Source organism: Aliivibrio thorii, from assembly GCF_057368585.1.
Genome location: NZ_CM170654.1, coordinates 385,718 through 406,899 on the forward strand (window position 1 = coordinate 385,718; position 21,182 = coordinate 406,899).

Below are 21,182 nucleotides of genomic sequence, written 5' to 3' on the forward strand. Positions count from 1 at the left end.
TTACCCTTCAACAATTGCATTTTTGATCCAGTTGATTTCCTTACCTTGAGAGTGGATAGCAACTACATCAAATCTAAAAGATGTATGTTCAACAGAGAGCCCATTTTTCATGAGCCAAAAGAGAGCTGTTCGTTGTAATTTACGCTGTTTCTGCCATGTTACCATTTCTTGGGCTGAACCGTAATTTGAAGATGTGCGATATTTAACTTCGACAAAGACGAAGGTGTCTCGATCTCGCATGATGAGATCGAGTTCCCCTGTTTTAGAATGGAAATTTCGAGCAATGAATATAAGTTGGTGTTTCTCTAAATGACGCTGAGCCACCAACTCATAATATTCACCTTTTGCTCGCTTATTCTGATTTTTCTCCATGAATAGCCCAGCTCATTTGTCGTTGAATAACGCACTCTTTGTTAATGCTGAGCTCACCTGTTTTACCATCCATTTCGTAATTATCAACGGCTTTCATTTGTGGTAATTCAGTGATTAATTGATAGGCATCCATCCCAAGCGCATGAAGTCGAGTTTCGCCATTACTGCTTTTTGGCCAAAGCTCGTCATATTGACTTTTAAAGTTATTATCTTCATTTATTAATAGTGGAATATCACTAAATTCAATACCATGGATTTCGACTAGCTGAGTCTGACGTCCACTGTTACTTCGAGAGCTAGCATACAGCTTTGGCGGTGTGATACCTGGGTTAATAGCCACATCAATGAAGGGTTTTAATAGTACTAACTCACTGCTTTTCGCTACCATGTAAACAGCATCGATATCACGACGGCTACGTGGTTGGGACTCTAATTCCATTCCAGCTAATGCATTCATTTGATAAATTCTGGCTTGACTGCTTTCTAGGCCAAAAACACTATTCACTTTTTGTTGCAGTTGCGATTTCGAACCAAAATAACTGATAGAAGGTTTTTTCGCTGTTAATTGATACCATTTATCGCTAAATGCTTGGCTTAGACGTTCCCCCATAGTTCCTTGTGGAGCAAGAAATAGTGGATGTTTATGTCCTTTTTTAAAAAGGTGGATAGCTGCTTGCTCGGCTTCCTGTTCTGGAGATAGTGTAAAGTAACAACTGTTTTTATCTACATCAATGTCACTTGGGATGTTAAGGGCAAGTTGAGCAATATTTGAATTATTTAATGATTGAAATTCTTCTATTTTGCTACGAACTAAAGGGCCGACAACAAATTGAATTTTTTCTTGCTCTAAGGTGGCTATGATGTCTTCCATCGATGTGATTTCAGTATCAATGATTTTTAGAGTTGTAAATTCACCACGTTCTTTATCTTCCATCATCATATTGATGAAGCCATCACGGACACGAATGCCTTGAGGACCAAAGCGTCCTGATAGAGGTAAAAGTAACGCAACATTTTCAGGGCGAGTAATTTCAAGCGCAAGGATATCTAGAACTTCTTGTGGGGTGTAAATCGCGGCAGGATGAGCTGGATTAGCTAATAACCATTCATTTAATGCTTCTTGAAGACGAGTTGGAGAGCGCTTTAGAGTATCAAGGTATGTCGCTAATTGAACCCAGCCATGTAAAATGGTTTCGTTATCATCTAATTTAATATCTTGAAGGTTAACAGTATTTAATGACGATATATTTGTCCAAACTTGAGACCATAATTGTTGCTTTTGATCCTCTGGAGTATAGCGGTCAAGGTTGATCAATTCTCTTGTTGCATTAAGGTTATCGCCGTTAAATAAGTATAATTCGTGGCGTAACTTGTAGTATTGAATCCATTGGCTGTCTTCAACTTTCCACCATGCTTGAAAGTTAAGAACTTGAAGAGCTTCTTCGTACTTATTCTGTGTTTTAAGCATTGTTGCTTGGCTTAATTGAACTTCAGCTGTTTGAGATGGGGACAGTTGCGAGCCTACTAATCGCGTCAGTAATTTATTTGCTAGCTCAAAATTTTGTTCTTGCACTGATGCTTTTAATGCCATGATCAGGAAATCAGCTTGAAGCGTACCTTGTTTTTGATCCGCTTTTAAAATGTATGCTGAGCTGGTTTCTGATGGTGACTGTGTAATATCGAGACGTTCAGGTGCTTTTGGTGAACTTGAACATGCAGCTAATGTTAGCGCTAAGGCTACAGGAGCTATAAGGCGTGTTACACTGTTCTTTCTAAGGGTCATATTTGCCATGGGTAATATACTGGTCCTACTAAAAAGGGCTGTTGTTACTATGGATGCTAATCACCCGAACAGCTAAAATATTATTTTCATTATAGTGATGTCTACTCATATTCCCTATATTAATCGCAGAAGAGATAGTAAACAAATGACAGATCACAATTTATCTGTGGTAGAGACTGCAACTTTGTACATTGTTCCTACACCAATCGGTAATTTAGGAGATATAACGCAACGAGCTTTGGAAGTTTTAAAGTCCGTTGATTTAATTGCTGCTGAAGATACTCGACATACAGGCAAATTATTGTCTCACTTTGGTATTTCTAGTCAAACATTTGCATTACATGATCATAACGAACAGCATAAAGCAGACCTGTTGATCAGTAAATTACAACAAGGTAAATCTATTGCCCTTGTCTCAGATGCGGGAACTCCATTAATTAGTGATCCAGGTTACCATTTGGTGAACCGTTGTCGTCAAGCAAATGTCAATGTTGTGCCATTACCTGGTGCTTGTGCTGTTATAACAGCATTATCAGCGGCAGGTTTACCTTCTGATCGTTTTAGCTTTGAAGGCTTTTTACCGCCAAAAAGCAAAGGTCGTCGTGATAAATTTGAAGAAATAGCACAAGCAGAACGTACGTGTATTTTTTATGAGTCGCCACATCGTATTATGGATTCGTTAGAAGATATGTTGACGGTTCTTGGTGCTGAAAGACAAGTGGTTTTGGCTCGAGAGTTAACTAAAACCTATGAAACGATTTATGGCGCACCGCTAGGCGAATTGATCGAGTGGATAAAAGAAGATTCAAATCGTAAGCGTGGAGAAATGGTTTTATTAATTCATGGCTTCAGAAGTGAAGCAAAAGATGATCTTCCATTTGAAGCGACACGCTCAGTTTCTATTCTAGTAAAAGAACTTCCGCTTAAAAAAGCAGCAGCAATGGCCGCTGAAATTCATGGTGTGAAGAAAAATGCCCTATATAAATGGGGTTTAGAGCATTTAGATTAAGATAATTGCTAAAAAGAGGTGGTAACTTATAACTGACTCTTATATCATTCGCGTCAGGAGCTGACTCGGTAATCGCTGCTTCATTGATGTCCTTCGGGATACTGATGAAGGGGAGGAAAGTCCGGGCTCCATAGAGCAGGGTGCCAGGTAACGCCTGGGGGGCGCAAGCCTACGACAAGTGCAGCAGAGAGAAAACCGCCGATGGCTTAATCTTCTTTATTCTTCGGAATAGGAAGTAAGCACAGGTAAGGGTGAAAGGGTGCGGTAAGAGCGCACCGGGCGTCTAGTAATAGTGCGTTGCAAGGTAAACTCCACCCGGAGCAAGATCAAATAGGCCCTCACATAGCATTGCTCGTGTTTGGGGGCGGGTAGATTGCTTGAGCCTGTGAGCGATTGCAGGCCTAGACGAATGGTTACCACCGCGCAAGCGGGACAGAACCCGGCTTATATGTCGGCCCCTAACTTAGCCCACCATAGTACTATTTCGGTAGTGTTATGGTGGGCTTTGTGCTTTCTGCTACATTGGTTTAGAATTATCACTAATTTGACACACATCTCTGCATTTTTAGTTTACACTTCCAACTAAAATTCAGTCGCTTATTCTCATAATTACGGTAGTAAATACTCACTATGTCTGAACAATTTCAACACGTATCCGTTCTTCTTCATGAATCTATTGATGGCTTAGCTATTAAACCTGACGGTATCTATATTGATGGTACTTTTGGTCGTGGTGGTCACAGTCGTCAAATTTTATCGCGATTAGGTGAAAACGGACGTTTGTACAGTATTGACCGAGATCCTCAAGCGATAGCTGAAGCGAAAACAATTACTGATCCTCGATTCAATATTATTCATGGCCCATTCTCAGGTTTAAAACAATATGTTGAAGAGTTAGATTTAGTTGGTCAGATTGATGGTGTTCTGCTTGATTTAGGTGTGTCGTCTCCTCAATTAGATGATGCTGACCGTGGCTTTAGTTTTATGAAAGACGGTCCTTTGGATATGCGAATGGACCCGACATCAGGTATGCCTGTATCTCAGTGGTTGCTGGATGCTGATGTGGAAGATATTACGTGGGTTATTCGTGAATTTGGTGAAGATAAGCACGCATGGCGCATTGCAAAAGGTATTGTTGCTTATCGTGAGAATGAAGAAAACGAGCCGTTAACACGTACAAGCCAATTAGCTAAATTAATTTCAGATGTTGCTCCTAAGAGCTATAAAGAAAAAAAACACCCAGCAACACGTACTTTCCAAGCTTTCCGTATTTATATTAATAGTGAGTTGGATGAGATTGATACCGCGTTAAATGGTGCCCTTGATGTTTTTTCTCCTGGCGGTCGCTTATCAGTAATCAGTTTCCATTCATTGGAAGATCGTATGGTTAAGCATTTCATTCGTAAAGAAAGTCGAGGGCCACAAGTTCCTCATGGTTTGCCATTAACAGAAGCGCAAATTAAAGCGTTAGGCAGCGCAAAAATGAAAGCTGTTGGTAAAGCAATTAAACCCACCGATAATGAAGTTGACGTTAATGTTCGTTCACGCAGCTCTGTATTGCGTATCGCTGAGCGCTTATGAGTCAAAATACCTCACCACAGTCTAATTTAACAAAAATGATTGGCCTAGACCTTTTTGGTGTAGGTCGGTTTCATACTATCTTATTAATATGCATATTTTTTAGTGCTATTTGTGTTGTTTTAGCTACACACAATACCCGTCAAATGGCTGTTAAACGAGAGAATTTGTTACTTGAAAAAGACATTTTAGATGGTGAATGGCGTAATTTGATTTTAGAAGAAAGTGCATTAGCGGAACACAGTAGAGTGCAGTCTCGCTCTGTTGATGAACTGAATATGGAACGACCGGCACCGGATAAAGAAGTCATAATTAAACTACGATGAAATTACCAAATAGAAAAAAAAATAATAAACGAATCACCAAAGCGCCGCCGACTCTTATTCAGTGGCGCTTTGGCGTTATTGTTTTCTTTGTTTTTGTCGCATTAGCTATCCTAATTGCAAGGGCTGCTTATATCCAAGTTATTGAACCTGATAACTTGATTAAGCAAGGTGATATGCGTTCAATTCGAGTTAAATCCCTTCCTTCTGCTCGTGGCATTATTTCAGATCGAAATGACGAACAACTAGCTGTGAGTGTTCCTGTTGATGCGGTTTGGGCTGATCCTGTTGCCATTTATAAAGCAGGAGGTTTGGTTGAAGTCGAACGTTGGTATGCTTTAGCTGATGTGTTAGGTCTCAAACGTAAAGAGCTATTGAGTAAAATTGAGAAAAATAAAAAACGTCGTTTTATTTATCTTCAACGTCAAATCTCGCCAGCAGTTGCCTCTTATATTCGCAAATTAAAATTATCAGGCATTGGTCTGAAAGCGGAATCTCGTCGTTACTATCCAACTGGTGAGATCAGTGCTCATGTTATTGGTGTAACGGGGATTGATAGTCATGGTTTAGAAGGCATTGAAAGCAGTTATGATGGATGGTTAACTGGTGAGCCAGGTCGACGAACTGTACGAAAGGATCGTTATGGGCGAGTGGTTGAGAATATTTCGCTAAAAGAAAAGCAAGAAGGTAAACCGCTTACTCTTAGTATTGATCAGCGCTTACAAGCGATTGCTTACCGATCTATTAAACAAGCTGTTGCAGATTATCGTGCCATGTCAGGCTCTGTTGTTATGATCGATATTAAAACTGGTGAAGTGTTAGCTATGGTGAATGCACCATCGTATAACCCAAATGACAGAAGCCAATTACAAAGCTTTAGAATGCGAAATCGAGTGATTACCGATACGTTAGAACCAGGCTCAACGGTTAAGCCTTTTGTCGTATTAGCCGCTCTAGATGGTGGGACTGCAAATTTAAATACCATCGTAGATACGGGCAATGGCATTATGCGAATTGGTGGTAGTCGTGTTCGTGATAGTTCTAAAGTAGGTAAAGCCGATTTAACTACGATATTAAAGAAATCAAGTAATATAGGTGTTGCTCATCTGGCTCTCGGTATGCCTTTACAAGAACTTTTAGGTGAATACAGCGCTGTTGGCCTTGCTGATCCATCAGGGTTGAATCTTATCGGCGAGGCTACAGGAATTTTCCCTGATCGTCGTCGTTGGTCTGATTTTGAAATCGCTACATTAGCCTTTGGATATGGTCTTTCTGTTACTCCTATTCAATTAGCTCACGCATATGCCACGCTAGGTGCTTATGGAGAGTATCGTCCGTTATCTATTTTAAAAACCACAGGACCGACACCCGGTAAGCAAGTGGTTAATCGTCAACATGCTAAAGCCGTATTAGAAATGATGGAAACCGTAACTCAACCTGGCGGTACAGCAACTAAGGCTGCCGTTCCTGGGTATCGAGTGGCGGCGAAAACCGGTACGTCTCGTAAAGCGGTTCGTGGTGGTTATAGTGATGAATATATGACGGTTACGGCGGGCGTTGCTCCTGTGAGTAATCCTAGAATTGCATTAGTTACCATTGTTAACCAACCGCAAGGCGATGAGTATTATGCAGGTCAAGTTGCGGCGCCGATTTTTGGTCAAGTAATGAAAGATGCACTACAAATACTAAATGTAGCGCCAGACGAAAGTACCGTAAAACATATCGATGTATTGAATTAGGAAAGGGATGATGCAGTTATCTGAATTAGTATTACCTTGGTGTGAATTAAATCAAACCGTTGAAATATCATCCATGACATTGGACAGCCGCCAAGTCTCTGTTGGTAGTCTATTTGTTGCAATTAAAGGTCACGCTATTGATGGTCGACAGTTTATTTCTACTGCGATTGAGAGTGGTGCTTCAGCGGTTTTAGCCCAAAGTGATGAACTTAATATTGAAGGTACGATTAATTACGTTGATCAAGTACCTATTATATATATTAATGAGTTATCAATAGAATTAAGTGCGCTTGCTGGTCGCTTTTATCAAGCTGATAAGCGAAAAATGAAGCTAGTCGGTATTACTGGCACTAATGGTAAAACAACCATTTCTCAAATTATTGCACAATGGGCAACCCTATTGGATACCCCCGCAGGCGTTATGGGAACCACTGGCAACGGTTTATTATCGGATTTAAAACCAGCATTAAATACGACTGGTAGCCCTATTGAAATTCAGCAAACATTAAGTGAGCTTGAGGGGGATGGTGCCGAATTAACCGCATTAGAGATCTCTTCTCATGGGTTGGTACAAGGACGAGTAAACGCACTGAACTTTGATGCTGCTGTATTTACCAATTTAAGCCGTGACCATTTGGATTATCATGGTGATATGGTCAACTACGCTGAAGCTAAGAAGTTACTCTTTACCTCCCATCATCCTAAATATTCAATTATCAATGCAGATGATATCGTTGGTGCTTCTTGGTTAAAAGAGATTCCTTATGCGATTGCAGTGTCCTTAAATGAAGAAAGTGTTGAAAATCATTCTGGTAAAAAAGTTTTTGCTACCTCTGTCGCTTATTCTTCTGAGGGGATTCAGCTATCCCTTGATTCCGATTGGGGAAAGGCTGATTTATCTGTTCCGTTAATCGGTGCATTTAATGCGAGCAACGTGCTTGTCGCTTGTGCAACTCTACTTTCTCTAGGTTATGACATTCATTCTCTAGAAAAAACAGCCCCTAAATTAACAGCCGTTATCGGACGAATGGAGTTATTTACAGCAACAGGAAAGGCGAAAGTTGTTGTTGATTATGCTCATACACCAGATGCTCTTGATAAGGCATTACAAGCGTTACGAGTACATTGTGAAGGTCAGCTTTGGTGTATTTTTGGTTGTGGTGGCGATAGAGATACAGGTAAGCGACCAATGATGGCCAGTATTGCTGAGCAGCAAGCTGATGTTATTATTCTAAGTGATGACAATCCTCGCTCTGAAGAACCAAGTTTAATAACTAAAGATATGTTAGCAGGATTAAATAAACCAGAAGCTGTAAAAGTTATCCATGATCGCTTCGAAGCTTGTAAGTATGCGTTATCTCAAGCAGGAGAAAACGATATTATTTTGCTAGCAGGCAAGGGGCATGAAGACTATCAAGTGCTTGCTAATAATACTGTTCATTATTCAGATCGTGAAAGTGCACAAACATTATTAGGACTACTATCATGATAGAAATGACATTAAGTCAGATCGTGACATTATGCGACGGTCAACTGATCGGTACAGATTGCCAAATTGCATCAGTATCTACTGACAGTAGAAATATAGATAAATATGGGCTTTTTGTTGCATTAATTGGTGAACGATTTGATGCTCATAATTTTGTTAATACCGCTCAAGAAAAAGGTGCGATTGCGCTTCTTGTTTCTCGTCAATTAGACAGTGAATTACCTCAAGTTATCGTTAGAGATACTCAAAAAGCGCTTGGTTTAATTGCTGCGAATGTTCATCAGCAATGTGACACCTTTACATTTGCATTGACAGGAAGTTGTGGAAAAACAACCGTGAAGGAAATGCTAGCCTCAATATTACAGCGTTCAGGGCATGTATTAGCAACTGCAGGAAATTTTAATAATGAAATTGGTGTTCCACTGACATTATTACGCTCTCGTCCAAGTGATGATTTTGCTGTTATTGAGTTAGGTGCTAACCACCAAAATGAAATCTCATATACTACTCAATTAGCTTGTCCAAATGTTGCATTAGTAAATAATGTTGCAGCAGCTCACTTAGAGGGCTTTGGTTCTTTAAAAGGAGTGGCAAAGGCTAAAGGTGAGATCTTTGAAGGCTTGCAGAGTAATGGTATTGCTATTTATAACTTAGAAAGTAATGGCTTACCTGAGTGGGCATCACTATTTGATGGAAAAACAGTATTATCCTTCTCAATGGATAACTCTACGGCAGATTTTTATGCATCAGATATTAAAGTGAACTCTATTGGTGAGTCAACTTTCATGCTGAATACTCCGATTGGTGGTATTAGCGTATCTCTGGCTGTTATTGGCAAGCACAATATTGCAAATGCGGTTGCTGCGACTGCATTGGCACTTCAAGCAAATTGTTCATTAAAAGATATTCAACAAGGGCTCCAAGGGCTAAATAACGTCAAAGGCCGAGTGGCTGTTGAGGTGTTAGCGTCAGGTTTGAAAGTTATTGACGATACTTACAATGCCAGTGTCCCAGCAGTTAAAGCCGCAGTCGATCTCCTTGGTGAGTTTAATGCTCAGCGTTGGCTTGTTTTAGGTAATATGGCAGAGCTTGGCGAAGAAAGCCTTGCACTTCACCGAGAAGTTGGTGAATATGCAGCCCCATATCAATTCGAGCAAGTACTTACTTTTGGTGACGATACCAAAGTGATCAGTGAATTATGCAATGGTCACCATTTTGAAACTCGTAATGCTTTAAATAAATACTTACTGCAAGAATTACAATTAATTAAAAATAATGAGGTTACCGTGTTAGTAAAAGGTGCCAATAGTTCACGTATGAGCGAAGTGGTTTCTGCTCTTAAGGAGTGTCAGCAATGATTATCTGGTTATCTAACTTTCTAGAGCAATATTTCCCGTTTTTTCGTTTATTCGAATACCTTAGTTTTCGAGCTATTTTAAGTATTATCACTGCATTATCTATTTCGTTATGGATGGGACCAAAATTAATTCGATGGTTACAGAACCTACAAATCGGTCAAGTAGTGCGTGATGATGGTCCTGAGTCACATTTTAGTAAGCGTGGTACGCCAACAATGGGCGGTATCATGATTCTTACTGCGATTACGGTGACTGTGTTTTTGTGGGCAGATCTTACTAACCCTTATGTATGGGCAGTTATGTTTGTATTGCTAGGTTATGGAGCGGTCGGTTTTGTTGATGATTATCGTAAAGTTGTTCGTAAAAATACTGATGGTTTGATTGCTCGTTGGAAGTATTTTTGGCAGTCAGCAATTGCGTTAGTGGTTGCTTTTGCTTTATATGCTTACGGCAAAGATACGGCAGCAACACAGTTAGTCGTTCCTTTCTTTAAAGAAATAATGCCTCAACTTGGTCTTGCTTATATCCTTCTGACTTATTTCGTTATTGTGGGCACAAGTAATGCTGTAAACCTAACAGATGGTTTAGATGGTTTAGCTATTATGCCTACGGTATTCGTTGCAGCAGGTTTTGCCTTTATTGCATGGGCAACAGGTAATGTGCAATTTGCGAATTACCTACATATTCCACATATTCCACAAGCAAGTGAGTTGGTTGTTGTGTGTGCAGCTATTGTTGGTGCTGGTTTTGGTTTCTTATGGTTTAACACTTACCCTGCGCAAGTATTCATGGGCGATGTAGGTTCATTAGCACTCGGTGGAGCATTAGGTACGATTGCGGTATTAGTTCGACAAGAGTTCTTATTAGTGATCATGGGTGGTGTATTTGTTGTTGAAACATTATCGGTAATCTTACAGGTTGGTTCATACAAATTACGTGGACAACGTATTTTCCGTATGGCACCAATTCATCATCATTATGAATTAAAAGGTTGGCCAGAACCTCGTGTTATTGTACGTTTCTGGATTATTTCTATGTTATTGGTTCTTATTGCATTAGCGACGTTGAAGGTACGTTAATATGACTGGCTTTGGTGGTGTAAAAAGCGTTGTTGTCGTTGGGTTAGGAATGACCGGATTATCTGTTGTTAAGCATTTACTTAGACAACCAGAAGCGTTAATAGTTAAGGTTATTGATACTCGTGAAACGCCACCAGGCCAAGAACAACTGCCTGAGAATGTTGAGTTATATTCAGGTGGTTGGCAACAAGAGTGGCTCTTAGAAGCGGATCTCATTGTTACCAATCCTGGTATTGCTCTTGCTTCTCCTCAATTGCAGTCAGCGATTAAAAAGGGGACGCCAATTGTTGGTGATATCGAACTTTTTGCTTGGGCAGTAACTGCTCCTGTGATTGCAATTACAGGATCTAATGGTAAAAGTACAGTCACTGACTTAACTGGTGAAATGGCGAATGCCGCTGGCGTTAAAACAGTTGTTGGTGGCAACATAGGTTTTGCTGCGCTTGACCTATTAGAACAAGACGCAGAGCTTTATGTACTTGAGCTATCCAGTTTTCAATTAGAAACAACTTCATCGTTAAACTTAAAAGCAGCTGCATTCTTGAATTTATCCGAAGACCATATGGATAGATATCAAGGTATGGCTGATTATCGTCAAGCAAAGTTGCGTATTTTTGATAATGCAGACGTATGTATTGTTAACCGTGATGACAAAGAAACGCACCCTGATACCAAAGAAAAACCAGTAAAAAGTTTTGGTTTTGATGAAGGTAACTATGGTTGTGTTATTCAAAATGGGGTTAATTATTTAGCGATTAACTCAACACCTATCATTGCTGCGAGTGAATTAGGACTTGTTGGTAAACATAATATTGCGAATAGTTTAGTTGCGATTGCATTACTAGATGCAGTAGGAATTAAAATTGCTTCAACATTAGAAATATTAAGAACTTACAATGGGTTGACACATCGATGCCAAGTGGTAGCTGATAATAAAGGTATTCGTTGGGTCAATGATTCAAAAGCTACAAATGTTGCAAGTACGCTTGCTGCGTTATCTGGTCTAAAGATTGATGGTAAATTGCATTTGTTAGTTGGTGGTGTAGGTAAAGGCGCAGATTTTTCTGAGTTATCTCCTGCATTACATGCTTTGAACTTAATGATGTATTGTTTTGGTGAGGATGGTGAGCAGTTTCTTTCTTTAGACCCTCGTTCTCTGCAATGCCAAACGATGGATGAAGCTATAGATATTCTATTTCCTACCTTAACTGAAGGAGATATGGTTATGTTATCTCCTGCGTGTGCTAGTTTTGACCAGTATGCAAATTTTATGGCTAGAGGTGATGCATTCACTCAACTAGCAAGACAGTATTCAACTGAGAGTTAATTTTGATATTTGACCGCATTAAAAAATGGACATTATCAGCTCAGGATTGGTGTTTAACACCATCTCCTAAAGTGATGTTTGATCGCCAGTTAATCTGGATTGCTTTAGGGTTAATGTTAACTGGCCTTGTTATGGTTGGTTCTGCATCATTTCCAATCAGTACTCGCCTGACTGGGCAGCCATTCCATTTTATGATGCGTCATATGCTATTTATCTGCTTAGCACTTGGAGCTTCCTCTATTGTATTACGTATTAAATTGGATGATTGGTTAAAATACAGTAGCCACTTATTATTAATTTCTTTTTTATTACTCGCTGCTGTTTTAGTAGTGGGTAAATCCGTTAATGGTGCTGCACGTTGGTTGCCGTTAGGGATCTTTAACTTACAACCAGCAGAAGTAGCAAAACTCTCTTTATTTGTATTTATCTCTGGTTATCTTGTTCGTCGCCATGGCGAAGTAAGAGATAGTTTTAAAGGATTTGTTAAACCCTTAGTCGTGCTTATTGGTCTTGCTTTTTTCTTATTATTACAACCAGACTTAGGTACAACTATCGTAATGTTTGTTACGACTATCGGTATGTTATTTATTGCTGGCGCTAAATTATGGCAGTTCATAGCGTTGGTGATGAGTGGTATTTCACTCGTTATAGTTCTGATTATTGCTGAACCTTATCGTATGCGTCGAGTGACCTCCTTCCTAGACCCATGGCAAGATCCATTTGGTAGTGGTTATCAATTAACACAGTCTCTTATGGCATTTGGTCGAGGAAGTTGGTTTGGGGAAGGTCTTGGTAATTCAATTCAAAAATTAGAGTACTTACCTGAAGCTCATACCGACTTTGTGTTTGCTGTTGTTGCAGAAGAATTAGGATTCATAGGGGTATCTTTAGTCCTTATTTTGATATTTTCTTTGGTATTAAAAGCTCTGTTTATTGGCCGAAAATGTTTGCAACATGACCAGCGTTTTGGTGGTTTTTTAGCGTTTGGTATTGGTATTTGGTTTGCCTTCCAAACTTTAGTTAACGTTGGTGCTGCTGCAGGTATTGTTCCAACAAAAGGGCTGACATTACCACTAATTAGTTATGGTGGTTCCAGTTTAATTATCATGTCAGTTGCAGTATCTCTCCTTATTCGTATTGATCATGAGTGTCGTATTTTTTTAGAAAACGAGCCTCCACGGAGCGAAAATGAAGAACAGAAATAAACGTTTATTAGTGATGGCTGGTGGTACTGGCGGTCACGTATTTCCAGGATTAGCAGTAGCAAAACAACTACAGAATGAAGGCTGGGAAATTCGTTGGTTAGGTACAGAAGATAGAATGGAAGCGGATTTAGTACCAAAGCATGGTATTGAAATTGATTTCATCAAAGTAAAAGGGTTACGTGGTCAAGGTATTAAAAAATTATTGGCGGCACCTTTTCAAATATTGGGAGCGATTTCCCAAGCAAAAAAACACATTCAATCATGGCAGCCAGATGTTGTATTAGGCATGGGCGGCTATGTGAGTGGGCCGGGCGGTATTGCAGCATGGTTATCTGGAATTCCGGTTGTACTACATGAGCAAAATGCTGTTGCTGGATTAACTAATCAATGGTTATCTAAAATAGCGAAGCGTGTGTTTCAGGCGTTTCCTGGTGCGTTTCCTAATGCCGAAGTTGTGGGGAATCCGGTCCGAGAAGATGTCTGTCAATTAGCTCAACCAAGTGAACGATTTTCTGAACGAACTGGACCAATCCGAGTGTTAGTGATGGGAGGCAGTCAGGGGGCTCGGATTCTTAATACGACGTTGCCAGAAGCGCTACCAAAATTGAATCACGTTATTGAAATTTGGCATCAAGCTGGTAAAGGAAATCAAGAAACGGTTTATAGAGCGTATTGTGATAATGGAATTACCAGTGCAAACGTAACTGAGTTTATTGATAACGTAGCTGAAGCTTATGCGTGGGCTGATGTATTAGTATGTCGTTCAGGTGCATTAACGGTATCTGAAGTTTCAGCAGCTGGTGTTGGCTCGGTATTTATTCCCTTTATGCATAAAGATCGTCAACAAGCATTAAATGCGGATCACCTTGTACAGTGTGGCGCAGCGCAAATGATTGAACAACAAGATTTAACAGTTCAGGGTTTGGTTGATACACTGAATGGTTTAGAGCGAAAAGAATTATTAGAAATGGCATGTAATGCTCGTAAGGCAGCGATTATTGATGCTGACGTACGTGTTGCCAATGCGATTAAAGACCTCGCAAAATAGAAGAATTGAGATTTAGAATGATAAAAGATCAAAAACTGCAATTAGCTGAAATTAGAACCATGATCCCAGAAATGCGCCGTGTAGAATGCATTCACTTTGTTGGTATTGGCGGAGCCGGAATGAGCGGGATTGCTGAGGTCTTGCTTAATGAAGGTTATCATATCAGTGGTTCAGATCTAGCTGAGAATACTGTTACGGTTCGATTAGCTCAAAAAGGAGCAAAAATCTTTTTTGGTCATCAAGCAAGTAATGTAGAGAAAGCTAGTGTGGTGGTGGTTTCAACCGCAATCGATCCAACAAATCCTGAAATTGTTGCAGCAAAAGAAAACCGAATTCCTGTTATTCGTCGTGCAGAAATGCTAGCAGAGCTGATGCGCTACCGACATGGTATTGCTGTTGCTGGTACACACGGCAAAACAACAACAACAGCATTAACGACTCAAATTTATTCAGAAGCAGGATTAGACCCAACATTTGTAAATGGTGGTTTAGTTAAAAATGCAGGTACTAATGCACGTTTAGGCTCTAGCCGTTTTCTGATTGCAGAAGCTGATGAAAGCGATGCTTCATTTTTGCACCTTCAACCGATGGTTAGTATTGTTACTAATATTGAAGCTGACCACATGGATACCTATGGCGGTGACTTTGAAGTATTAAAACAAACCTTCATTGATTTTCTTCATAATTTGCCATTTTATGGTCAAGCTATTATGTGTATTGATGATGAGGTAGTTAGAGAATTACTTCCTCGTGTTAGCCGTCAAGTTATTACTTATGGTTTCTCAGAAGACGCAGACGTACGTTTAATTAATTACCGTCAAGTTGGTCAACAAAGCTTCTTTACAGTTCAAAGAAAAGATCGCGCTGATTTAGACATTATTCTTAATATCCCTGGCAAGCATAATGCGTTGAATGCAACGGCAGCTATCGCTGTTGCTACAGAAGAAGATGTTGAAGACAGTGCTATTCTTTCTGCATTACTTAATTTTGAAGGAGCGGGTCGCCGCTTTGATCAATTAGGTGAATTTGAAACCGGTAATGGTCATGCGATGTTAGTGGACGATTATGGACACCATCCAACAGAAGTTGATGTAACAATTAAAGCTGCTCGTGCTGGTTGGCCTGAAAAGCGTTTAGTGATGATCTTCCAACCTCACCGTTATAGCCGTACTCGTGATCTTTATGATGATTTTGTGAATGTGCTAGATAATGTTGATGTGCTTATAATGTTGGATGTTTATTCGGCTGGTGAAACACCGATTGTAGGTGCAGATGGGCGAGCATTATGTAGAACTATTCGTGGTAGAGGGAAGATTGATCCTATCTTTGTTCCAAATATTGAGGCATTACCACCAGTATTAGCTAATATTATTCAAGAAGGTGACTTAGTTTTGACTCAAGGCGCTGGAGATGTTGGTAAACTAGCAAAACAACTGGCGTCAATGAAACTAAATATTGAAACAATGAAAGAGTTTGGGTAATTATTGTTTAATTAGTTAGAACTTCTAATAAAAATACGAATAATGGGATAGAATCCTCATTGTATTAATAATATGCTATTGGAGATTGGGAATAGAGTGTTTTTGCACCCTATACTTATTAGTAGAATTCATTTTAACGTCATCATAAGGCGATTATTTTGTATAATTGGTTAATGCTGATGTTAGTTTCTAGTACTGTTGTGAAAATAATATGATAAAAACGGTCAAAATGAATACTTCATTTGATAAAGAAAGAGTAAGGAAACACCTGCCTGGTGGTCTTTTTCTTTTTTTAGTCGTAATCATTTCATTATGGCTAGTTATTTCAACAGTAAGTTGGATGACAGATGAAGACAGGTTGCCTTTATCTCATATGATTATTCAAGGGCAGCTAAAGCATATTACTGCGGATGATATTCGTGAAGCGATTGACTCAATGGATTCCATTGGGACATTTATGACTCAAGATGTAAATAAACTGCAAGACGCATTGTTATCACTACCTTGGATCGCTCAGGTATCAGTTAGAAAGCAATGGCCAGAAACGATTAAGGTCTTTGTAGTTGAGAATCAGCCTGAAGCAACATGGAATGATCGAGTAATCGTCAATCCAGAAGGTGCTGTTTTTAATGCACCAATGACTGATTTGATGGAGCCAAAACCTGCATTATTTGGTCCAGAAAATAGCAGTAAGGAAGTCTTGGATTTTTGGCATCAATTACAAAAGCAATTTGCACCATTACATACAAGTGTTCATAGTGTTGCATTAACTGACCGCTTATCTTGGCAAGTAGTCTTAGACAGTGGTATTCGACTTGAGTTGGGGCGTGATTCTCGAGAAGAAAGAGTTGAACGATTTATTGCTTTATATAAGCAGTTAGAAAAGAAAAAGAATTCGATAGATTATATAGATCTTCGTTACGACACTGGCGCAGCTGTTGGATGGAAATCCGACAATCTAGAAGATAAAGAAGAGAATTGACATGAGTAAAACGCCAGAAGGCAGTATTATTGTTGGTTTAGACATAGGTACAAACAAAGTTTCAGCATTAGTTGGCGAAGTTTTACCTGATGGCCAAGTGAGCGTTATTGGCTCTGGATCATGTCCCTCTCGTGGAATGGATAAAGGCGGCGTTAACGATCTTGAATCGGTAGTAAAATCAGTTCAAAGAGCGATTGATCAAGCTGAGCTTATGGCTGAATGCACCATTACCTCTGTATTTATTTCTTTATCGGGCAAGCATATTGCTAGTCAAATAGAGAAAGGAATGGGGTCTATTTCTGAAGAGGAAGTGACTCAAGATGATATGGATAGTGTTATTCACACAGCTAAATCCGTTAAGATTGGTGATGAACAGCGTACATTGCATGTTATTCCACAAGAGTTCTCTATTGATGTGCAAAAAGGTATTCGAAATCCAATAGGGTTATCGGGTATGAGAATGGAAGTAAGCGTTCACTTAATTACATGTCATAATGACATGGCGCGAAATATTGTTAAAGCTGTTGAACGCTGTGGTTTAAAAGTCGAACATATTATTTTCTCTGGTTTAGCATCGAGTAATGCGGTAATCACAGAAGATGAGCGAGATCTTGGTGTTTGTGTAGTTGATATCGGCGCAGGTACAATGGATATTGCAATTTGGACTGATGGTTCTTTACGTCATGCAGAGGTTCTTCCTTATGCTGGTAATGCAGTAACCAGTGATATTGCTTATGCGTTCGGCACACCATTTAATGATGCTGAAAAACTTAAAGTTAAATATGGTTGCGCAATTAGCGAGCATATTAATCGCGATGAAACAGTCAATGTTCCTAGTGTTGGTGGTCGACCATCTAGAAGTTTACAACGAAGAATGCTAGCAGAAGTTATCGAACCAAGGTATTCTGAACTGCTAGGTCTTGTAAACCAGCGTATTCTTGCAATTCAAGATAAATTACGCGCTGAAGGAACAAAGCATCATCTTGCTGCTGGTATAGTGTTAACCGGTGGTGGTGCACAAATTGAAGGTTTGGCAGATTGCGCAGAGCGTGTTTTTCAAACTCAAGTAAGAATAGGCCAACCTTTAGAGGTGACAGGCCTGACAGATTACGTAAAAGAACCTTATCAAGCAACAGCGGTAGGACTTTTGCATTACGGTAAAGAAAGTCAATTGCATGACGATGAAGATTATGTGCCAAGTAAGCACCAATCTTTTGCTACCGTAATAAAGAAATTTAAAAATTGGATACTAAAAGAGTTTTAACCTGAGCGAACAGGAAGGAACGGAGAGAACAGATGTTTGAGCCGATGATGGAAATGTCCGACGACGCAGTAATTAAAGTTGTTGGTGTAGGTGGCGGTGGCGGTAATGCTATCGAGCACATGGTACGTGAGTCAATTGAAGGTGTTGAATTTATCAGTGTAAATACTGATGCTCAGGCACTTCGTAAGACTAGTGTAAATACAGTTATTCAGATTGGTGGAGACATCACAAAAGGTTTAGGTGCAGGTGCAAACCCGCAAGTAGGCCGTGATGCAGCTCTAGAAGATCGTGAAGCCCTTAAAGAAGTTCTTGCTGGTGCCGATATGGTATTTATCGCAGCGGGTATGGGCGGCGGTACTGGTACTGGTGCAGCTCCTATCATTGCAGAAGTAGCAAAAGAATTGAATATTCTAACTGTTGCTGTTGTGACAAAACCGTTTAGCTTTGAAGGTCGTAAACGTCTTGCTTTTGCTGAGCAAGGTATTGAAGAGTTATCAAAACATGTTGACTCATTAATTACGATTCCAAACGAAAAGCTACTAAAAGTACTAGGCCGTGGTATCACATTATTAGAAGCATTTGCAAAAGCAAATGATGTTCTACGTAATGCTGTTCAAGGTATTGCTGAGTTGATTACTCGCCCAGGTATGATTAATGTCGATTTCGCCGATGTTCGTACTGTTATGTCTGAAATGGGACATGCAATGATGGGGAGTGGTATCGCAGTAGGTGAAGACCGAGCAGAGCAAGCAGCAGAAGAAGCGATTTCAAGTCCTTTACTGGAAGACATCGATTTAGCTGGAGCTCGTGGTGTTCTTGTTAACATTACTGCAGGTCTTGATATGCGTCTTGATGAATTTGAGACCGTAGGTAATACAGTAAAAGCATTTGCATCAGATAATGCAACCGTTGTTATTGGTACCTCTCTTGATCCTGATATGACTGATGAAATTAGAGTGACGGTTGTTGCTACAGGTATCGGTACAGAAAAAAAGCCTGAAATCACGTTAGTGACAAATAAAGCAGCTGCACCAACTCAACCTGCACCAGTTGCTCAACCTGCAGTTCAGCCACAAGCGAAAGCACCAGTTGTTGAACCAACGGTAGAAAAACCGGCACAAAATGTGCAGGTGACTAAGCCAGCAGCACCGCAAACTACACCATCAACGTCGCCAGCGGCAGGTGTTCAGAATGCAGGTGCAGCGCAAGCTAAGCCAGATCAAAAAGAAGATTACTTAGATATCCCAGCGTTTTTACGACGCCAAGCTGACTAATTAATCATCAAGCGATTTGGTTTTATTGAAAGTTGTGTGCTAGAATATCAGACCAGTTCTTAGAATTGGTTTGAAATCAAGCATATTTATAGTTGAGATGAGCATATGATCAGACAACGTACACTGAAAAGTATCGTACAAATGACAGGCGTGGGTTTACACTCAGGTCGAAAAGTCACGCTTACTCTTCGTCCAGCAGCATCAAATACAGGTGTAATTTATCGTCGTACAGACCTTAATCCACCGGTAGATTTTCCTGCGGATCCAGAGTCAGTGCGCGATACGATGCTATGTACAGCGTTAGTTAATGATGAAGGCGTCAGAATCTCAACGGTTGAACACTTGAATGCTGCTTTAGCAGGCATGGGCATTGATAACGTTGTTATTGAAGTTGATGCACCTGAAATTCCAATTATGGATGGCAGTGCAAGTCCTTTTGTTTATCTTTTACAATCTGCGGGTATTGAAGAGCTTAATACGGCGAAGAAATTCATTCGTATTAAGAAACCTGTTCGCATTGAAGATGGTGATAAATGGGCCGAAATTCGTCCTTATAACGGTTTCCGCCTAGATTTTACTATCGACTTCAATCATCCAGCGATTGAATCAGATGACCAAAAGTTAGTGTTTGATTTTTCAAGCCAATCGTTCATCAAAGATATCTCACGAGCTCGTACTTTCGGGTTTATGCGTGATATTGAGTACTTACAATCACAAAACCTATGTTTAGGTGGTAGTTTTGATTGTGCAATCGTACTAGATGATTACCGTATTCTTAACGAAGACGGATTACGTTTTGATAATGAATTTGTAACGCATAAAGTACTAGATGCTGTTGGTGACCTATATATGTGTGGTCATAGTATCTTAGGTGAGTTAAGTGCTTACAAATCAGGTCATGCTCTGAATAATCAGTTACTTCGTGCTGTTCTTGCTGATCAAGAAGCATGGGAGTGGACAACCATTGAAGATGAACAAGAATCACCAGTTGCATTTATGCAGCCAGGAATGGTACTTGCCTAATCCATCATCAAATTAAAAAAGCCAAGCAAATTACTTGGCTTTTTTGTATCTATCGCATTTCTTATTTCTTATTTGCTAAAGCCGCTAAACTTTCTAATCGTTTTTTTAATTTTGGTGATGCGGTTTCTGCTACCATTTCTAATGCACTTGCTGCTGCGGCAGATAATTCTCGTTTGGCTTGTTTCTCTGATTTATAGACAGCTGGTTTCTCGCCAATAAAAGATCGGGCTAGATCTGGGTTGATCTTAATTTCTAAATTAGATAAACCAGGTAAGCCGTGACGGCGAAAAGCCGATAAAATAGCTAATCTTTCATAGTTAATTCGTGTCGCCCATACACTGCTAGATACTTCGATCACTAATGATCCTTGGCGGTAATTTGCCACACGGCAATGATCTTCACAGCCCGTAGGTAATGAATCTTTTAGTACTGTAGATAGTTTAGATAAAATAATCGCTTTTTCTTGAAGATCTTTGAAGCGAGTATTATTAAAAAAATCATTTGCAGGCTGAGGCCTGTGGTCTCGCATCATTGTGAACTCTCACTAATAGGACGTTATTTAACTGCGGTTTCTCAAAAAAAAGTCATAAATGCCAATTAGATCTGACTTTTTCAGAATTGAAATCAAACTCTACGGATTTAGCTTAGGATTGCTTCGCATTATCGCTTATACTTTCTTAATTATTACTTATGATGACTAGCAACACAACAATCATGATTGGCCTTGAAAAATCAAAGTCGAATCCCCATAAGGTAAGTATATAAAGAAGTTTTTTTCTTAGAGTAATTTCTCTAGGTGATTGATTCACATTTCAGATAAACCGATCAGAAATGATCATAGAGATAAG

The 21,182-nt window shown here is 39.7% G+C and carries 18 protein-coding genes and 1 other RNA gene; 16 read left to right on the top strand and 3 right to left on the bottom strand.

Features of this window, described 5'->3' with window-relative positions; all coding sequences use genetic code 11:
* On the bottom strand, positions 1-372 hold the full coding sequence (locus AC2IP4_RS01745; RefSeq protein WP_375321233.1) for a YraN family protein: 372 nt from the start codon (positions 370-372) through the stop codon (positions 1-3).
* Complete coding sequence (locus AC2IP4_RS01750) at positions 353-2,164, bottom strand: penicillin-binding protein activator (protein WP_375321232.1); 1,812 nt, start codon at positions 2,162-2,164, stop codon at positions 353-355. The genes AC2IP4_RS01745 and AC2IP4_RS01750 overlap by 20 nt, the downstream gene beginning before the upstream one ends.
* Before the next feature lie 136 nt (positions 2,165-2,300).
* On the opposite strand from AC2IP4_RS01750, the gene rsmI reads away from it, so the two are divergent.
* The 16 genes from rsmI (at position 2,301) to lpxC (ending at position 20,334) form a co-directional block, all read left to right on the top strand.
* Positions 2,301-3,164, top strand: coding sequence for a 16S rRNA (cytidine(1402)-2'-O)-methyltransferase (rsmI, locus tag AC2IP4_RS01755; RefSeq protein WP_375321231.1), 864 nt, complete (start codon positions 2,301-2,303; stop codon positions 3,162-3,164).
* A gap of 56 nt (positions 3,165-3,220) precedes the next feature.
* Positions 3,221-3,627, top strand: an RNA gene (gene rnpB / locus AC2IP4_RS01760) — RNase P RNA component class A.
* A gap of 167 nt (positions 3,628-3,794) precedes the next feature.
* Complete coding sequence (gene rsmH, locus AC2IP4_RS01765; protein ID WP_375321230.1) at positions 3,795-4,745, top strand: 16S rRNA (cytosine(1402)-N(4))-methyltransferase RsmH; 951 nt, start codon at positions 3,795-3,797, stop codon at positions 4,743-4,745.
* A complete protein-coding gene (gene ftsL / locus AC2IP4_RS01770; protein ID WP_105055507.1) occupies positions 4,742-5,068 on the top strand; it encodes a cell division protein FtsL in 327 nt (108 codons plus the stop codon). Before rsmH ends, ftsL begins: the two co-directional genes overlap by 4 nt.
* On the top strand, positions 5,065-6,804 hold the full coding sequence (locus AC2IP4_RS01775; RefSeq protein WP_105055506.1) for a penicillin-binding transpeptidase domain-containing protein: 1,740 nt from the start codon (positions 5,065-5,067) through the stop codon (positions 6,802-6,804). The genes ftsL and AC2IP4_RS01775 overlap by 4 nt, the downstream gene beginning before the upstream one ends.
* Before the next feature lie 7 nt (positions 6,805-6,811).
* On the top strand, positions 6,812-8,293 hold the full coding sequence (gene murE, locus AC2IP4_RS01780; protein ID WP_486310504.1) for a UDP-N-acetylmuramoyl-L-alanyl-D-glutamate--2,6-diaminopimelate ligase: 1,482 nt from the start codon (positions 6,812-6,814) through the stop codon (positions 8,291-8,293).
* Entirely contained in the window at positions 8,290-9,651 is a 1,362-nt protein-coding gene (locus AC2IP4_RS01785) for a UDP-N-acetylmuramoyl-tripeptide--D-alanyl-D-alanine ligase (protein WP_375321227.1), read from the top strand. Before murE ends, AC2IP4_RS01785 begins: the two co-directional genes overlap by 4 nt.
* Positions 9,648-10,730 carry a phospho-N-acetylmuramoyl-pentapeptide-transferase gene (gene mraY / locus AC2IP4_RS01790; protein ID WP_375321226.1) on the top strand — a complete coding sequence of 361 codons (1,083 nt, stop codon included), beginning with the start codon at positions 9,648-9,650 and terminating at the stop codon, positions 10,728-10,730. Before AC2IP4_RS01785 ends, mraY begins: the two co-directional genes overlap by 4 nt.
* 1 nt (position 10,731) lies before the next feature.
* Positions 10,732-12,057, top strand: a complete 1,326-nt coding sequence (gene murD / locus AC2IP4_RS01795) for a UDP-N-acetylmuramoyl-L-alanine--D-glutamate ligase (protein WP_375321225.1) — start codon at positions 10,732-10,734, stop codon at positions 12,055-12,057.
* 2 nt (positions 12,058-12,059) lie between these two features.
* Positions 12,060-13,262, top strand: a complete 1,203-nt coding sequence (gene ftsW, locus AC2IP4_RS01800; protein WP_375321224.1) for a cell division protein FtsW — start codon at positions 12,060-12,062, stop codon at positions 13,260-13,262.
* The gene (gene murG / locus AC2IP4_RS01805) at positions 13,246-14,310 is read left to right on the top strand and encodes an undecaprenyldiphospho-muramoylpentapeptide beta-N-acetylglucosaminyltransferase (RefSeq protein WP_375321223.1); all 1,065 of its coding nucleotides are present in this window, start codon (positions 13,246-13,248) and stop codon (positions 14,308-14,310) included. The genes ftsW and murG overlap by 17 nt, the downstream gene beginning before the upstream one ends.
* Positions 14,311-14,327: 17 nt before the next feature.
* Entirely contained in the window at positions 14,328-15,791 is a 1,464-nt protein-coding gene (gene murC, locus AC2IP4_RS01810) for a UDP-N-acetylmuramate--L-alanine ligase (protein ID WP_486310505.1), read from the top strand.
* 229 nt (positions 15,792-16,020) lie between these two features.
* Positions 16,021-16,773 (top strand): cell division protein FtsQ/DivIB, encoded by a 753-nt coding sequence (locus AC2IP4_RS01815; RefSeq protein WP_375321221.1) that lies wholly within the window; start codon positions 16,021-16,023, stop codon positions 16,771-16,773.
* 1 nt (position 16,774) lies between these two features.
* Positions 16,775-18,037: a cell division protein FtsA gene (ftsA, locus tag AC2IP4_RS01820; protein ID WP_060994098.1), complete on the top strand. Its 1,263-nt coding sequence runs from the start codon at positions 16,775-16,777 to the stop codon at positions 18,035-18,037.
* A gap of 32 nt (positions 18,038-18,069) precedes the next feature.
* Positions 18,070-19,311 (top strand): cell division protein FtsZ, encoded by a 1,242-nt coding sequence (gene ftsZ, locus AC2IP4_RS01825; protein ID WP_105055497.1) that lies wholly within the window; start codon positions 18,070-18,072, stop codon positions 19,309-19,311.
* A 105-nt stretch (positions 19,312-19,416) separates the two neighbouring features.
* Positions 19,417-20,334 (top strand): UDP-3-O-acyl-N-acetylglucosamine deacetylase, encoded by a 918-nt coding sequence (lpxC, locus tag AC2IP4_RS01830; RefSeq protein WP_105055496.1) that lies wholly within the window; start codon positions 19,417-19,419, stop codon positions 20,332-20,334.
* Between the two features lie 61 nt (positions 20,335-20,395).
* Here the strand turns inward: lpxC and AC2IP4_RS01835 are convergent, their stop codons facing one another.
* Positions 20,396-20,866, bottom strand: coding sequence for a DUF721 domain-containing protein (locus AC2IP4_RS01835; RefSeq protein WP_258132541.1), 471 nt, complete (start codon positions 20,864-20,866; stop codon positions 20,396-20,398).
* Positions 20,867-21,182: the final 316 nt, after the last annotated feature.

Bases quoted from the DNA above. Each gene is read 5' to 3' on its own strand.
- AC2IP4_RS01745 (WP_375321233.1), bottom strand. From the start codon at position 372: ATGGAGAAAAATCAGAATAAGCGAGCAAAAGGTGAATATTATGAGTTG.
- AC2IP4_RS01750 (WP_375321232.1), bottom strand. From the start codon at position 2,164: ATGGCAAATATGACCCTTAGAAAGAACAGTGTAACACGCCTTATAGCT.
- rsmI (WP_375321231.1), top strand. From the start codon at position 2,301: ATGACAGATCACAATTTATCTGTGGTAGAGACTGCAACTTTGTACATT.
- rsmH (WP_375321230.1), top strand. From the start codon at position 3,795: ATGTCTGAACAATTTCAACACGTATCCGTTCTTCTTCATGAATCTATT.
- ftsL (WP_105055507.1), top strand. From the start codon at position 4,742: ATGAGTCAAAATACCTCACCACAGTCTAATTTAACAAAAATGATTGGC.
- AC2IP4_RS01775 (WP_105055506.1), top strand. From the start codon at position 5,065: ATGAAATTACCAAATAGAAAAAAAAATAATAAACGAATCACCAAAGCG.
- murE (WP_486310504.1), top strand. From the start codon at position 6,812: ATGATGCAGTTATCTGAATTAGTATTACCTTGGTGTGAATTAAATCAA.
- AC2IP4_RS01785 (WP_375321227.1), top strand. From the start codon at position 8,290: ATGATAGAAATGACATTAAGTCAGATCGTGACATTATGCGACGGTCAA.
- mraY (WP_375321226.1), top strand. From the start codon at position 9,648: ATGATTATCTGGTTATCTAACTTTCTAGAGCAATATTTCCCGTTTTTT.
- murD (WP_375321225.1), top strand. From the start codon at position 10,732: ATGACTGGCTTTGGTGGTGTAAAAAGCGTTGTTGTCGTTGGGTTAGGA.
- murG (WP_375321223.1), top strand. From the start codon at position 13,246: ATGAAGAACAGAAATAAACGTTTATTAGTGATGGCTGGTGGTACTGGC.
- murC (WP_486310505.1), top strand. From the start codon at position 14,328: ATGATAAAAGATCAAAAACTGCAATTAGCTGAAATTAGAACCATGATC.
- AC2IP4_RS01815 (WP_375321221.1), top strand. From the start codon at position 16,021: ATGAATACTTCATTTGATAAAGAAAGAGTAAGGAAACACCTGCCTGGT.
- ftsA (WP_060994098.1), top strand. From the start codon at position 16,775: ATGAGTAAAACGCCAGAAGGCAGTATTATTGTTGGTTTAGACATAGGT.
- ftsZ (WP_105055497.1), top strand. From the start codon at position 18,070: ATGTTTGAGCCGATGATGGAAATGTCCGACGACGCAGTAATTAAAGTT.
- lpxC (WP_105055496.1), top strand. From the start codon at position 19,417: ATGATCAGACAACGTACACTGAAAAGTATCGTACAAATGACAGGCGTG.
- AC2IP4_RS01835 (WP_258132541.1), bottom strand. From the start codon at position 20,866: ATGATGCGAGACCACAGGCCTCAGCCTGCAAATGATTTTTTTAATAAT.